Source organism: Hymenobacter sp. DG25A, from assembly GCF_001280305.1.
In the GTDB taxonomy this organism is placed as follows: domain Bacteria; phylum Bacteroidota; class Bacteroidia; order Cytophagales; family Hymenobacteraceae; genus Hymenobacter.
This window is the reverse complement of record NZ_CP012623.1, coordinates 3,303,560-3,317,204: the sequence shown is the minus strand read 5'-3', so window position 1 is coordinate 3,317,204 and position 13,645 is coordinate 3,303,560. Positions and strand designations below refer to the sequence as shown.

The following is a 13,645-nucleotide window of genomic DNA, read 5'->3' as shown; positions in this document are numbered from 1 at the left end:
TGTTTTTATGCTGGTGGAGAAAGAAACTGAGTTGGTTACAAGGCATATGGCGGCCCAGCCGGGCGCCCTGGCCCAGGTACTCACGCAGCTGGAGGCCTTTAAGCGCAAGTTTTATTTAAATCTGCTGGTGCGGGGGGCGCTGGTGGCAGGCGGCCTGCTGCTCACCCTTTTTCTGGTTTTCAACCTGCTGGAGTACTTTCTGTACCTGCCCACCTGGGTGCGGGGCGGGCTGCTGTTTGGCTTTCTGGGCCTGGCCGTTTACGCCTTTGTGCACTGGATCTGGCAGCCGCTGGCCGCGCTTACCAACCTGCGCCGCCTGCTTTCCGATGAGCAGGCCGCCCTGCGCGTAGGGGAGCTATTTCCCCAGGTACAGGACAAGCTGCTCAACGCTCTGCAGCTGCAGGGCCAGGCCCGCGAAAACGCCCTGATTGCCGCCAGCCTGGACCAGCGTGCCGCCCAGCTTACCGGGCTGGAATTCGCTGAAGGCATCAATATCAAATCCCAGACCCGGCCGCTGTGGAAGTACGTGGCCATTCCGGTGGGTATTGTGGTGCTCCTGCTCCTGGTATATCCCAGCCTCTTTGTGCAGGGCACCGACCGTATTCTGCACTACCGCCGCACGTATTCGCCGCCGGCACCTTTCCGGTTTGTGGTGGAGAATAAGAATCTGAAAGCCTTTAAGGGCGAAGATTTCAAGCTGGAAGTTGCTGTGGAAGGGGAGGCCCTGCCCAATGAAATCAGCATACAATACGGGGGGCGGGAGCGGCGCCTGCAGAAAGAATCCGGCAACCGGTTTACCTACCAGTTTCAGCAGCTGCAGCGCTCCGTTGATTTTCAGCTGGCCGCCGCGGGCTTCACCTCCGATGAATATGCACTGACGGTGCAGGAGCGCCCTAACCTGCGCGACTTTACCGTGCAGATTACTTACCCCGGCTACCTGAACAAAGCCAGCGAAACGGTGCAGAACACCGGCAACCTGACGGTGCCCGAGGGCAGCACGGTGCGCTGGGAGTTTGCCACCGCCGCAACTGATCAGCTCCAGCTGCTCTTCAAAAACCCCGAAGAAACCGTGACGGCCCAGGCCGACGACGACCAGTTCCGGGTAACGCGGCGCGTGCTTCGGTCCCAGGAGTACGCCGTGCGCCTGCAAAACGCCGCCAGCCTCAACCGCGACCCTATCCAGTACCAGCTCACGGCTATTCCAGACCAGGTACCGGACATCACGCTGGAAACCTTCCCCGATACCACTTCCCTGCGCTACCTGGCGCTGGGCGGCACCGTGCGCGACGATTATGGCCTCACGCGCCTGCAGCTGCACTACCGGGTGCTTTCCAAAGCGCGGCCTAATGCCGGCTATCAGACGCGCGCCCTGCCCCTGCAAAGCGGCTCGGCCCAGGTGTACGCCTACCAGTGGGATTTACGGCCGGTGGGCATGAAGCCCGGCGACCACCTGGAATACTATGTGCAGGTGTGGGATAACGACGGCGTGCACGGACCTAAATCGGCCCGGAGCCGAGCCGCGGAGTTTAAGCTGCCTTCGCGCTCTGAGTTACAGCAGCAGCTGAGTGCGCAGTCGAAGTCGGTGCAGAGCCAGCTGAGCCGCTCGGCGGAGCAGTCGAAAAAGCTGGAGCGGGAGCTGGCCAAGGCCGAAGATAAGCTGAAGGTGAAGCGCGACCTGAACTTCCAGGACCGCAAGCAGCTGAAAGATATGCTGGCCCAGAAGCAGCAGATGGACGACCAGATTGCCGACATGAAAAAGCTCTTTGAGGAGCTGAATCAGAAGCAGAATGAGCTGGACCCCAAAAGCCAGGAGCTGGCCGAAAAAGCCGAGGAGCTAAAAAAGCTGATGGACTCCCTGCTGGACCCCGAAACCAAAAAGCTCTACGACGAGCTGCAGAAGCTGCTGGACCAGAAGCAGGACCAGAACCAGCTGGAAATGCAGCAGCTCATGCAAAAACTCGAAAACAAGGAAAACACCCTGCAGAAAGAGCTGGAGCGGGCGCTGGAGATGTTCAAGCAGCTGCAGTTTGAGCAGAAGCAAGAGCAAACCCTGGAAAAGCTGCAGCAGCTGGCCAAGGAAGAGCAGCAGCTGGCCGAGAAAACTGAGCAGAACGACAAGAACAACCCCGAAAACAAGCTCAGCAACCAGGAGCAGAAAGCCAAGAACGACCAGCTCAAGCAGGAGCAGGCCGAAAAGCAGCAGCAGTTTGACGAGGTGCAGAAAAACCTGGACGAGCTCAAGAAGATGGACGACCAACTCAACAACGAGAATGGCGCCGACGACATGCAGCCCCAACAGCAGCAGGTAGACGAGCAGATGCAGCAAAGCCAGGAGCAGCTGGGCAAAAACCAGAATCAGAAAGCCAGCCAGAACCAGAAGCAGGCCGCCCAGCAAATGCAGCAGATGGCCCAGCAGATGGAGCAGCAAATGAGCGAGGAAGAGTCAGACCAGCAGCAGGAAAACATTGATGACCTGCGCGACATCCTCGAAAACCTCCTGAAGCTATCCTTTGATCAGGAAAGCCTGATGAAGCAGTTCCGCACCGTAGACCAGCAGGACCCGCGCTTTGTGCAGCTGGGCCAGCAGCAGCGCAAGCTCAAGGACGATGCCCGCGTGGTGCAGGACTCGCTCTACGCGCTGGCCAAGCGCGTGTTCCAGCTGCAAAGCTTCGTGACCCGCGAAGTAGGGGAGATGAACGGCCGCATGGACGAGGCCATGGACCAGATCCGGCAGCGCGACGTAGCCCGTGCCACCGCCCATCAGCAGCAGGCCATGACCAGCATGAACAACCTAGCCCTGATGCTGAACGACGCCCTGAAACAGATGCAGGACCAGCAGCGCCAGGCGCAGCAGCAACAGCAGAGTGGCGGCAAGCCCGGCAAGAAAAAGAAGAAAGGCAACCAGGCCGGCGAGGGCCAGTTGGGCAAGATGCAGCAACAGCTCAATCAGCAGATTCAGCAGCTGCAGCAAAGCGGCAAAACCGGCCGGGGCCTGTCCGAAGAGCTGGCCAAGCTGGCTGCCCAGCAGCAGATGCTGCGCGAGGCTTTGAAGGAGCTGGAGAAAATGCAGCAGGGTGGCAAAGAAGGAAAAGGCCAGCAGGGTGGAGGAAACCTAGGGGATGTGAAAAAAATGATGGAACAAACCGAGACGGACCTCGTAAACAAGCGGCTAACGGAGCAAACGGTTATGCGTCAGCGTCAAATTCTGACCCGCCTGCTGGAAGCCGAGAAATCGGCCCGGGAGCGGGACCAAGATGACAAGCGGGAAGCGCAGACCGCCCAGAACCGGCCGCCGGTTTTTCCGCCTGCTTTCGAGCGCTACAAACGGCAGAAAGAGCGGCAAACGGAACTGCTTCGGACAGTGCCCCCGGCCCTCACTCCGTACTACCAACGGGAGGTGAGTGAATATTTTCAGAAAATGAAATAGCGTCTCGCTAAATTTACCCCCCTTCCGCGTCCCTTCCCCTTTTTATGAAGCAGGTAAAAATTCAGATTCCTTCGCTCGTTGAGAATATCCGCGTGGTAGAGAGTTTCATCGACAACTCGAAGGATACCTTTAATATTGAGGACGATATCTACGGCAACATCATGGTGGCCGTGACGGAGGCCGTCAATAACGCCATTCGTCACGGCAACAAATTTGATAAGGATAAGAACGTTTTCCTGTCGTTGCAGATGGGGCAGGATAAGGTCAAGTTTGAGGTGGAAGATCAGGGCGAAGGCTTTGACTACACCAATCTGCTGGACCCTACTGCTCCGGAAAACCTGGAAAACCCCGGAGGCCGCGGTATTTTCCTCATCCGCCATCTGGCCGATGAAGTAGAATTCAGCAAGGAAGGCCGCCATGTGCAGCTCACGTTCCATTTGGTACCCGAGGCTGATTCTGAAGGCTCCACTACTACCTCTTCCGCCACTGACCATAACGCGGCATGAACTCCCTGCCCCCGAGCACGAAGAAGACCACGATGACGACACCCGCGGGCGCGAAACCCACGGCATCGAATTCCTGGTAGAAGACGTTGATTTTGAGCTGGGTGACGCCGAAGCGCTGACCTCCTGGATTGAACGGGTGGCCGCGGTGCACGAGCACGAAATCGTGCAGCTCACCTACATCTTCTGCTCCGATGAGTACCTGCACCGGGTGAACGTGGAGTACCTCGACCACGACACCTACACCGACGTCATCACCTTCGACAATGCCGATGATGCCGATATCATTGAAGGGGACGTGTTTATTTCGGTAGAGCGGGTGCGCGAAAACGCCGCCAAAATGGGGATTCCCTTCAAGGATGAGTTGCACCGCGTGATGATTCACGGCGTGCTGCACCTGCTGGGCTACCAGGACAAAGACCTGCTGAGCCAGACGGCCATGCGCAAAAAAGAAGACGACTGCCTCTCGCTGCGTACCTTCTAATACCTCAGCTTGCCCGCATTACAAACGCCCGCCCTCCGCGCGGGCGTTTTTTTATGGCTACCGGGCTATCTTAGGAGCCTATATCCTGCTGAATTTTGCGAAGTATCCTGGTTATACTTATTGGCCTGCCTTCCTGACTGCCCCATGGCTGCTACCCCACATTCTCCCTTGTTTATTCCCGGCGAAGCGCTGGATTTTTATCTGGGTCAGGGGTATTACCGCATGCATCAGGACCTGTTCACCTGCCATTTCCTGCCCATTGAAGAAGAGCTGTACACGGCCCATTGGCTCCGTATAGTTCTCTCCCGGGTGCAGTATGGCCCCCAGCAACGGCGTCTGTTACGGCTAAATGAGCGGTTTACCACCACCACGCAGCCGTTTCACCTCACCCAGGAATACGAAACCCTGTATGCGCTTTACCGCAACAGCATCACCTTTGATGCCCCGCCCACAATAGAAGCCTTTTTACTGGCCGGGGCCTCGCACAACGTCTTTACCACGGAGGTAATCGAAATCCGGGACGGCGGCCTGCTCATTGCCCTCGGCATTTTCGATAGCGGCCTCCGGAGTATGGCGGGCATTATGAATTTCTACCACCCGGCTTACCGCAAATACAGCCTGGGCAAGTACCTGATGCTGCGCAAGCTGGACATAGCGCAGGAGCGGCAGTACCACTATTATTACCCCGGCTACGTGGTACACCAGTATCCCAAATTCGACTACAAACTATTCCCCTGCCCGGCCGCCACCCAGGTATATGACTCCCGGAGCGGGCGGTGGCGGGCCTTTTCCTGGGCGGAAGTAGCCCGGCAATCAGCTGAGCTATTGCGGGAAATGCCGGAGGATGAGCCCGACAGCAATTCCGGCGAGTAAACTGCCCCTGCACAAAAAAGCCGCTGACTGCGTATCTTTGCGCACGTTTTGAGCGGGTTGCGTTTGGCTTTCTGATTCTGATTTCTGGATGAAGCGCCTGCCCAACCGCGGGCGTTTTCTGTTTGATTTATACCGCGCGAAGCTCCAGCCAGCGCCTGATTGAACGCCCGGCCTTGCCCCTGATGTTACCCCCGAACTGTTAGTTCACCGACGTGCGAAGCTGGAGCTTCGCGCTACTGTTTGCCCGCCATGTTTCAGCAAGAAGATTACGATGTTATTGTAGTAGGAGCCGGCCACGCCGGTTGTGAGGCCGCTGCCGCGGCTGCCAACCTGGGGTCCAAGGTGCTGCTGGTAACGATGAACATGAACACCATTGCGCAGATGTCCTGCAACCCGGCCATGGGCGGGGTGGCTAAAGGGCAGATTGTGCGCGAGGTGGATGCGCTGGGCGGGCAGTCGGGCATTATCACCGACAAAACCATGATTCAGTTCCGGATGCTGAACCGCTCTAAAGGCCCCGCCATGTGGAGCCCGCGCGCGCAAAGTGACCGGATGCGCTTTGCCGAGGAGTGGCGCATGACCCTGGAGCAAACCCCCAACGTGGACTTCTGGCAGGAAGCCGTTACCGGCCTGGTAGTGGAAGATGAAACCGTGGTGGGGGTGAAAACCGCGCTGGGTATCGAGTTCCGGGGCAAATCAGTAGTGCTCACCAACGGGACTTTCCTGAACGGCCTTATTCACATTGGTGAGAAGCAGTTTGGCGGCGGCCGTGCCGCCGAAAAAGGCAGCACCGGCATTACCGAGCAGCTGATTGAGCTGGGCTTTGAAGCCGGCCGCATGAAAACCGGCACCCCACCTCGCGTGGATGGCCGCTCCCTGGACTACTCCAAAATGGAGGAGCAGCCCGGCGACGAAGTGCCCAGCAAATTCTCCTACCTCGATACGCCCACGCTGCCCAAGCAGCGCCCCTGCTACATTACCTATACCAACCCCGAGGTGCACGAAATTCTGAAGGAGGGTTTCGAGAAGTCTCCTATGTTCCAGGGCCGCATTAAGGGTCTGGGGCCGCGCTATTGCCCTTCGGTGGAGGATAAAATCAACCGCTTCGCCGATAAGGACCGCCACCAGATTTTTGTGGAGCCCGAAGGCTGGAGCACAGTGGAGGTGTACGTAAACGGCTTTAGCTCTTCTTTGCCCGAGGACGTGCAGTACCGCGCCCTGCGCAAAATTGCTGGCTTCGAAAACGCGAAGATGTTCCGGCCGGGCTACGCCATTGAGTACGACTTCTTCCCGCCCACCCAGCTGCAGCTCACGCTGGAAACCAAGCGCATCAAAAACCTCTATTTCGCGGGCCAGATTAATGGCACCACGGGTTACGAGGAAGCGGCTTGTCAGGGCCTGATGGCGGGTATCAACGCCCACAACTGCGTGCACGGCAAAGAGCCTTTTATCCTGAAGCGCAGCGAAGCCTACATTGGGGTGCTCATTGATGACCTGGTCAACAAAGGCACCGACGAGCCCTACCGCATGTTCACCAGCCGCGCCGAGCACCGCATTTTGCTGCGCCAAGACAACGCCGACCTGCGCCTCACGCCGCTGGGCTTTGCCTTAGGGCTGGCCTCGGAAGAGCGTATGGAGCTGGTACGCCAGAAGGAGCGCGAGACGGCTGAGATATTAGAGTTGCTGCAGCAGCATGCCATTGAACCCGCCGAAATCAACGGGCTGCTGGAAGAGCTGGGCTCGGCTACCATTCACGAGAAGACCCGCGCGATTAACCTGCTGCGTCGCCCCAATATTGAGCTGGCAGACCTCACACGCACCTTGCCTACGCTCACGCTGGCTTTGGCTCCCTTCCGCGCCGACTCGCTGGAGCAGGCCATCATCCGCATCAAGTACGAAACATACATTGAGAAGGAACATCAGCAGGCCGGCCGCATGCAGGAGCTGGAAAACTTCGTGATTCAGGGCCGGCTGGACTACCAGCAAATGCCGGCGCTTTCCTATGAAGCTCGTGAAAAGCTGCTGCGCGTGCAGCCCGAAACTATTGGTCAGGCGGCCCGCATCAGTGGCGTTACGCCCGCCGATATTTCGGTATTGATGGTATACCTAGGGAAATAATGCCGATTTTTGAATTCTGAATCCCGGCCGGGCAGTGGAGTTACTCTTCTTGCTGGTCGGGATTCAGAATTTGTTTTTTAGAACTTTGCCTACTGAATAGGGCAGGAGCTGGCTTCCGTTGCTATTCAACCCTATAGAATTCAGAAGAAAAAAGCGTGCTGTACGAACGTCTGGAGAAGTGCCCGGTTTGCGGGAAGAGCAGCTTTCGCAATAAGCTGGTGGTGGAAGACAAATCGGTGAGCCAGGAGAGCTTTGCTATTGTGCAGTGCGAGGCCTGCACCTTCCAGTTCACCAACCCCCGCCCCGATGCCCAGGGCATAGGCCGCTACTACGAGTCGGAAGCCTACGTCTCACACAACAGTACGGCTGCCGGCGTTATCAACCAGGTGTACCGGCTGGCGCGCATGTTTACCATGCGCCGCAAGGTGTCGTTGCTGAACCACCTAGCACCGCGCCGGGGCAAATTGCTGGATTACGGCTGCGGCACCGGGCATTTCCTGGCCGCGGCCAAGCGCAAAGGCTGGCAAGTGGCCGGCTACGAGCCCAACGCCCGTGCCCGCGAGGAAGCCACACGCCGCGTGGGCCAGCCCGTAGGCAGCGAGAGCCTGAGCTCCCTGGAAGCCGGTTCTTTTGATGCCATTACGCTCTGGCATGTATTGGAGCACGTGCACACGCTGAATGAAACGCTGCACCAACTCATCGGCCTGCTGAAGCCCGACGGTGTGCTGATCATAGCCGTGCCCAACGTGGAAAGCTTCGATGCCCAGCATTACAAGCAGGATTGGGCGGCCTACGATGTCCCCCGCCACCTCTACCATTTCAGCCCCAAAACCATGGCGCTGCTGCTCAAAAAGCACAAGCTGCAGCTACGCCAGACCCTGCCCATGCCGCTGGATGCCTACTACGTGAGTATGCTCAGCGAAAAGCATCAGTCGGGTAAGGGCAAAGGAATGCTGAGCGTGTTGCGTACCGGCTACGCCTCCAACCAGTACGCGGCCGATAACGAAAACCAGTATTCCAGCCTGATTTACGTAGCAGGCCGGCGCTAACGGCGAGCCTCTTTAGCGGGCGCTGCGTAAGACCGCACCCGTACTTTGCGGGAACGGCAGGAGGGGAGGGGAGACCAGCTGTTGCGGCGGCTGCGGCTGCATGTGGTTTCCGGTTCCGATATTGCCGGCCGTTTCACGTTGTAGCCTGCCATGCCAGCCCGCGCTTACCTGCCCCTGTTTTTTCTTGCCGGAACCGTGCTCAGCGGTTGCGCGGCTATCAGCTCGCCGGAGGGCGGCGCTCGGGATACTGTGCCGCCCAAGCTGGTCAGCACCCAGCCCGCCGACCGCTCCGTGAACGTAACCGGGCGCACCATCCGGCTGGAGTTTTCCGAGCCGGTACAGGTAAAGGACCTAACCAAAAACCTGCTGGTAGCACCCCTGCTTTCCGACGAGAACAAGTATAAAGTACGGGAGGAGCGCAATGCCATTGAGCTTCAGTTCGAGAAGCCCTTCGAGGCCAACACTACCTACTCTTTCAACTTCCGCGAAGCCATTTCCGACATCACGGAAAGCAACCCGGCGGCTGATGTTATCCTGAGTTTCAGTACCGGCCCGGCGCTGGACTCGGGCTCGGTGCAGGGCCGCGTGCGCGACCTGCTGACCCAGGCGCCTGCCGCTGATGTATCCGTAGTGCTGTACCCCGAAACGGATACGGCCAACATCCGGCGCGGCCGCCCTTACTACCTGGCCCGCACCGATAAAGAAGGCCAGTTTGTGCTGCGTAATCTGAAAGTAGGCCGGTTCCGGATTTTTGCGCTGGCCGATAAAAACCAAACCAGCCGCTACGAGGAAGGCGAAAAAATAGCCTACCTGCCCGAGGTGCTGGCCGTGCGCCCGGGCCTGGATTCGGTGCAACTCATGCTCACCCGTCCCGACTCCCGCCCGCCCATCATTCTTTCCCAGAAAGCCGAAGCCGCGCGCTTTGCCGTCACCTACAATGAAGGCGTCCGCTCGGCGGCGCTGGCCTCGCTGGCAGGCAGTACCGTGGCTCCGGAATTACTGCAGGTAGCCGAAGCCGGTAAGCGCGTGAACCTATACCAGACGCTGGCTCTACCGGCCGGCCGCTACCTGCTGGCCGCCACCGACAGCGCCGGCAACGTAGCCCGCGACACGGTAAGCGTGAAGTTTGCGGCGGCCACCCCAGGAGCCAGCCAGGGTATTCCCTGGACCATTGAAGGCAATGCCAAGGAAGTTTACCGGCAGGGGCAAATCACGGTGAAGTTTTTTGAGCCGCTGCGCCTGGAGCCTAAAAAGCCGGTGGGCGTGTTGGTGGAAGATTCTACCACACGACGCCCGCTTCAGCCGGCCAGCGTAGTCCTCAGCCCCGACCGCACCCAGCTAACCGTGGCCCTGAATACCCGCGCCCGCAACAACCTAACGCTGATACTGGATAGCACCGTGGTGCAAAGCGTAACCGGCCAAAGCCTGCGCCTGCGCCCCATGCGCTTTACCCTCACAGATCAGGCTACTACCGGCACGGTAGCCGGCACGGTGCAAACCACCGCCAAGCGCCGGTATGAGCTGCAGCTGCTGGATGAGAAAGGCAATCTGGTTCGTTCTCTGGCCTCACCTAAAACTTTCCGCCTGGACAATCTGGCCCCCGGCTCTTACCGCATTCGGGTGCTGATTGATGCCAACGGGGATGGCCGCTGGCAGTCCGGCGACCCACAGCTGCGCGTGCTGCCGGAACCTGTATTCATCTATCCGCAGCCCATTCAGGTACGGGCCAACTGGGAAGTGGAAGACGTTCGGGTTACGTTCTAGCAGTTGCCATTTCGCCTTTTAGAACCGCCGGCTCCCGGGAGTCGGCGGTTTTTTTATGCCTAGCCCGCGCATGGTTTTTCGCCGCGCCCGGGTGGGTTATCCACCCTCCTGCCTGAGCTATCCACATCCGTTTTCCCTGCTGGGAAGCGGCAGAGCGGGTTTTTCTCCAAGCGCTAAACCGTATTCCACAGGGTTATCCACGGGGCACCGGGGCCGGGAGGAAATCTGTGGATAATGATGTGGCAACGTGGGGATAACACGTGGAGAAATTGCGGATAAGTTTTTTTGCGCATCTGCGGCCCAGCACAGCCAAAACCGACGGTGGATAAGGGTGGATAACTCGGCCTGTGGAATGAGCTAATCCACACAGGGGGGTAAGTGTGAATTGTGGATTCGTGGATAAGCCTGTGGATTGTTAATAAATCAAACAACTATTTATAAATCAGTAATTTATAATCCACATTGCCTGTGGATTGTGGGTGTATAAGGGTGGACTTGTACACAAGTTTTCAGCCTGTGAATAACTATTCCCGATTATCCACTTATCCACTGCCCTAACGATGGGGATTAAAAAAGAATATTTAAAAAAAGACTTTTAAAAAGTTATTAACGGAGTGGAAAACTCCGGGCCGGCCAAAAAAAATGCGGGGCCGGAAAATGCATGAGCGGCCCGGCCACTTCTGCCGCCGGCCGGCGTATACGGGGCAGTCAGCCACCCCAGCCGCCATGCCCTTTAACTACGACCAGGATTTTCAACACACCGATTTTCGCCAGCACCCGGAACTGTATCGGGTGGGCAAGGGTGAACAGGGCGTGCTGCTGGTGCAGCCTTACAAAAGCGAGATACTCCCGCACTGGCGCTTTCGTACGCCGGAGGTAGCCCGGGAATCATCGGAGCACATTTTTGGCCTGTTCCTGGATTATCTGAAAGCCGAAGATTTTGTGGGAGCTGATATGGCCCGCAAGTTTCTGCAGATGGGCTACACCCGGGCCCGGCGCTACGCCAACCACCGCGGCGGCAAGAAATACGATGGGCCGGTGCCCGCTGATAAAAAAGGTCAGAGCGGCGCGCACGGCAGGGCCGAGCTGCCCCGCGCCCCCGAGGACCCCGAAAAGGCGGCCGCTGCGAGCATCTTTAAGCTGAAGTGGGATGAGGCCCGCCTGCACCCCGAGTACGTGCGGCAGCGGGCCGCCTTTGAGACGCGCTACGGAAAGTGAACCCCTCCGCCCGCCCCGGCGTAAGCAAGCCCGGCGAAAGACCCCCGGAGTGCCGCTCCATTGTCTACCTTTACGCCTCAAACCTCCCAACCAATCAACTCTCGCTATGAATACGCCCAACCAAAGCCCCAGCAGCATCGACGAAAATGAAATTACCCTTGGCGTTGGAATGGGTCCGCTGAAATTTGGCGCCAGCATGGATCAGGTGCGCGTCCTGATGGGCGAGCCCGAAGAAATTGAGGAATCAGACGACGACGACGAGTTTGAGCACCAGGCCTGGAATTACCTGGACGAAGGCTACTCGCTGTACTTCGACCGCGAAGACGACTACCGCCTCAGCTGCATTGAAACCGACAACCCCGGCATGCGCCTGTTTGGCCAGGCCATTCATGGCAAAAGCCAGCAGGAAATTCAGGACCTGATGACGGCGAATGGCTTTACCCACAGCGAAATAGAGAAGATGGATACCGGCGAAGTGCGCCTCTCATACGAAAAGGAAATGATTGACCTTTACTTTGATGAAGACCAGCTGCAGTTCATCAACTTCGGGGTGTTTATCAACGAGGACCTGGAAGTGCAGTGGCCTGCGTAAGCAGAGTTTTCCACAAAAAGCCACTTATTTACTGTGGATAAGTGGATAAGTGGCTAATTCCCCGCACGTTTCGTTGGCCGGAATCCAGTAAAATTCAATTGTCAGTGCAATAGTCCAGATTAGCCCGGCCCGACCGGAAAACAAAAAAGCCACCCCGTAAGAGGTGGCTTTTTTGTGCTTATTCAAGAGTAGCGGTTGCCTACATCAGAGCCCGGAACAGGAGAAACAGGCCCCCCGCGAGGAACATAGTAACCGGCAGGGTAAGTACCCAAGCCAGGGCAATGTTGCGCACCATTTGCGGGTTCAGGTTTTTGATGCCGCGGTTGGCCACCATAGAGCCGGCAATGGCCGAGGACAGCACGTGCGTAGTAGATGCCGGCAAGCCTGCCCAGGTAGAAATGCCAATCATGCTGGCGGCTACCAGCTCGGAGGAAGCGCCCTGCGCATAAGTCAGGTGTTCCTTGCCAATCCGCTCGCCAATGGTTTTCACAATGCGCTGCCAGCCCACCATAGTACCCACGCCCAAGGACAAAGACACCATCAGCAACACGCCCCACGGCGCGTAGTCGGTGAAGGAGCGCATGTCCTTGATGCCATCGTCATAGATTTTACGGTCGGCAGTGCTCAGGCTTACTTTCTCGCTTTCCATAATCTTCTTGGCCCGGCTGTAGGTCAGCAGAATGGCTTTGCGGATGTGGAAGCGCTGTGCCTGGGGGAGCTGCGAAACATCGGTTTTACCGAGGAAAATGCTGTCCAGTGTGGCAGTCTGCAGTTTTACTTCCGTCAGGTTTTTACGCTCTGCGGCGCTGAGCTCTGCCGGATTTATCTTGTTAATCACCAATTCTACCCGGGCCAGTGACTCGCGCATATCCAGGGGATTCTTGCTATGGTCGAGCGCGAAATAGGTGGGGACAATGCCAATCAGAATGAGCATAATTAGACCCACGCCTTTCTGGCCGTCGTTGGAGCCGTGGAAAAAGCTCACCAGCGTACAGGTAACCACCAGCACCAGCCGGATCCACAGGGGTGGGGGCTTGCGCTTGTGGGGCTCCTTGAAGATGGCCTTGTTGCGTACAAAGCGCTTCAGGATAAACATCAGAATGATGGTGAGCGTGAAGCCGAACAGCGGACCAATAAGCAGGGCTATACCGGTTTCGCTGGCTTTACTCCAGTTTACGGCCGCCCCGCTAGAGCCCGGCAGCAAGGAGAAGGCAATGCCTACCCCCAGAATGGAGCCAATTAGCGCGTGGGAGCTGGAAGCCGGAATGCCGTAGTACCAGGTACCCACGTTCCAGAGAATAGCTGACAGAATCAGAGCCCCTACCATGGCTATACCATGATACACGTTCTGGTCTACCAGACTTTCCACCGGCAACAGGTATACAATACCCATGGCCACGGCAATACCACCGGCAAATACGCCAATGAAATTCCAGAATGCCGACCACACTACCGCCACCCAGGGCCGCAGCGTGTTGGTGTAAATAACCGTAGCCACGGCGTTGGCCGTATCATGAAAGCCGTTTACAAATTCGAATGCGCAGGCTGCTACCAAACAAAGTACTAGCAGTAGCAGCACATGAGGCTCTAAGCCAAACATAGGGGGAGGATTGGTAA

At 57.6% G+C, this 13,645-nt stretch carries 10 protein-coding genes; 9 read left to right on the top strand and 1 reads right to left on the bottom strand.

From position 1 onward, the window contains the following. The first annotated feature begins 46 nt into the window (after window positions 1-46). The 9 genes from AM218_RS14185 (at window position 47) to AM218_RS14145 (ending at window position 12,028) form a co-directional block, all read left to right on the top strand. The gene (locus AM218_RS14185; RefSeq protein WP_054414487.1) at window positions 47-3,427 is read left to right on the top strand and encodes a DUF4175 family protein; all 3,381 of its coding nucleotides are present in this window, start codon (window positions 47-49) and stop codon (window positions 3,425-3,427) included. A gap of 44 nt (window positions 3,428-3,471) precedes the next feature. Further along, window positions 3,472-3,933 carry an ATP-binding protein gene (locus tag AM218_RS14180; RefSeq protein ID WP_054414486.1) on the top strand — a complete coding sequence of 154 codons (462 nt, stop codon included), beginning with the start codon at window positions 3,472-3,474 and terminating at the stop codon, window positions 3,931-3,933. After that, window positions 3,845-4,414, top strand: a complete 570-nt coding sequence (gene ybeY, locus AM218_RS14175) for an rRNA maturation RNase YbeY (protein WP_082318251.1) — start codon at window positions 3,845-3,847, stop codon at window positions 4,412-4,414. Before AM218_RS14180 ends, ybeY begins: the two co-directional genes overlap by 89 nt. A gap of 144 nt (window positions 4,415-4,558) precedes the next feature. Next, window positions 4,559-5,287, top strand: a complete 729-nt coding sequence (locus tag AM218_RS14170; RefSeq protein ID WP_082318250.1) for a GNAT family N-acetyltransferase — start codon at window positions 4,559-4,561, stop codon at window positions 5,285-5,287. 249 nt (window positions 5,288-5,536) lie between these two features. Beyond that, window positions 5,537-7,405 carry a tRNA uridine-5-carboxymethylaminomethyl(34) synthesis enzyme MnmG gene (gene mnmG / locus AM218_RS14165; RefSeq protein ID WP_054414485.1) on the top strand — a complete coding sequence of 623 codons (1,869 nt, stop codon included), beginning with the start codon at window positions 5,537-5,539 and terminating at the stop codon, window positions 7,403-7,405. Window positions 7,406-7,560: 155 nt separating this feature from the next. Then, on the top strand, window positions 7,561-8,454 hold the full coding sequence (locus AM218_RS14160) for a class I SAM-dependent methyltransferase (protein WP_054414484.1): 894 nt from the start codon (window positions 7,561-7,563) through the stop codon (window positions 8,452-8,454). 150 nt (window positions 8,455-8,604) lie between these two features. Continuing rightward, a complete protein-coding gene (locus AM218_RS14155) occupies window positions 8,605-10,218 on the top strand; it encodes an Ig-like domain-containing domain (RefSeq protein ID WP_054414483.1) in 1,614 nt (537 codons plus the stop codon). 726 nt (window positions 10,219-10,944) lie between these two features. Further along, window positions 10,945-11,436 carry a DUF4385 domain-containing protein gene (locus tag AM218_RS14150; RefSeq protein ID WP_054414482.1) on the top strand — a complete coding sequence of 164 codons (492 nt, stop codon included), beginning with the start codon at window positions 10,945-10,947 and terminating at the stop codon, window positions 11,434-11,436. 106 nt (window positions 11,437-11,542) lie between these two features. Next, on the top strand, window positions 11,543-12,028 hold the full coding sequence (locus AM218_RS14145; RefSeq protein WP_054414481.1) for a hypothetical protein: 486 nt from the start codon (window positions 11,543-11,545) through the stop codon (window positions 12,026-12,028). A gap of 199 nt (window positions 12,029-12,227) precedes the next feature. Here the strand turns inward: AM218_RS14145 and AM218_RS14140 are convergent, their stop codons facing one another. Continuing rightward, window positions 12,228-13,628 (bottom strand): inorganic phosphate transporter, encoded by a 1,401-nt coding sequence (locus AM218_RS14140; protein ID WP_054414480.1) that lies wholly within the window; start codon window positions 13,626-13,628, stop codon window positions 12,228-12,230. Between the last annotated feature and the right edge of the window lie 17 nt (window positions 13,629-13,645).

Coding starts and splice junctions, on each gene's coding strand:
- AM218_RS14185 (WP_054414487.1), top strand. CDS start 47: ATGGCGGCCCAGCCGGGCGCCCTGGCCCAGGTACTCACGCAGCTGGAG.
- AM218_RS14180 (WP_054414486.1), top strand. CDS start 3,472: ATGAAGCAGGTAAAAATTCAGATTCCTTCGCTCGTTGAGAATATCCGC.
- ybeY (WP_082318251.1), top strand. CDS start 3,845: ATGTGCAGCTCACGTTCCATTTGGTACCCGAGGCTGATTCTGAAGGCT.
- AM218_RS14170 (WP_082318250.1), top strand. CDS start 4,559: ATGGCTGCTACCCCACATTCTCCCTTGTTTATTCCCGGCGAAGCGCTG.
- mnmG (WP_054414485.1), top strand. CDS start 5,537: ATGTTTCAGCAAGAAGATTACGATGTTATTGTAGTAGGAGCCGGCCAC.
- AM218_RS14155 (WP_054414483.1), top strand. CDS start 8,605: ATGCCAGCCCGCGCTTACCTGCCCCTGTTTTTTCTTGCCGGAACCGTG.
- AM218_RS14150 (WP_054414482.1), top strand. CDS start 10,945: ATGCCCTTTAACTACGACCAGGATTTTCAACACACCGATTTTCGCCAG.
- AM218_RS14145 (WP_054414481.1), top strand. CDS start 11,543: ATGAATACGCCCAACCAAAGCCCCAGCAGCATCGACGAAAATGAAATT.
- AM218_RS14140 (WP_054414480.1), bottom strand. CDS start 13,628: ATGTTTGGCTTAGAGCCTCATGTGCTGCTACTGCTAGTACTTTGTTTG.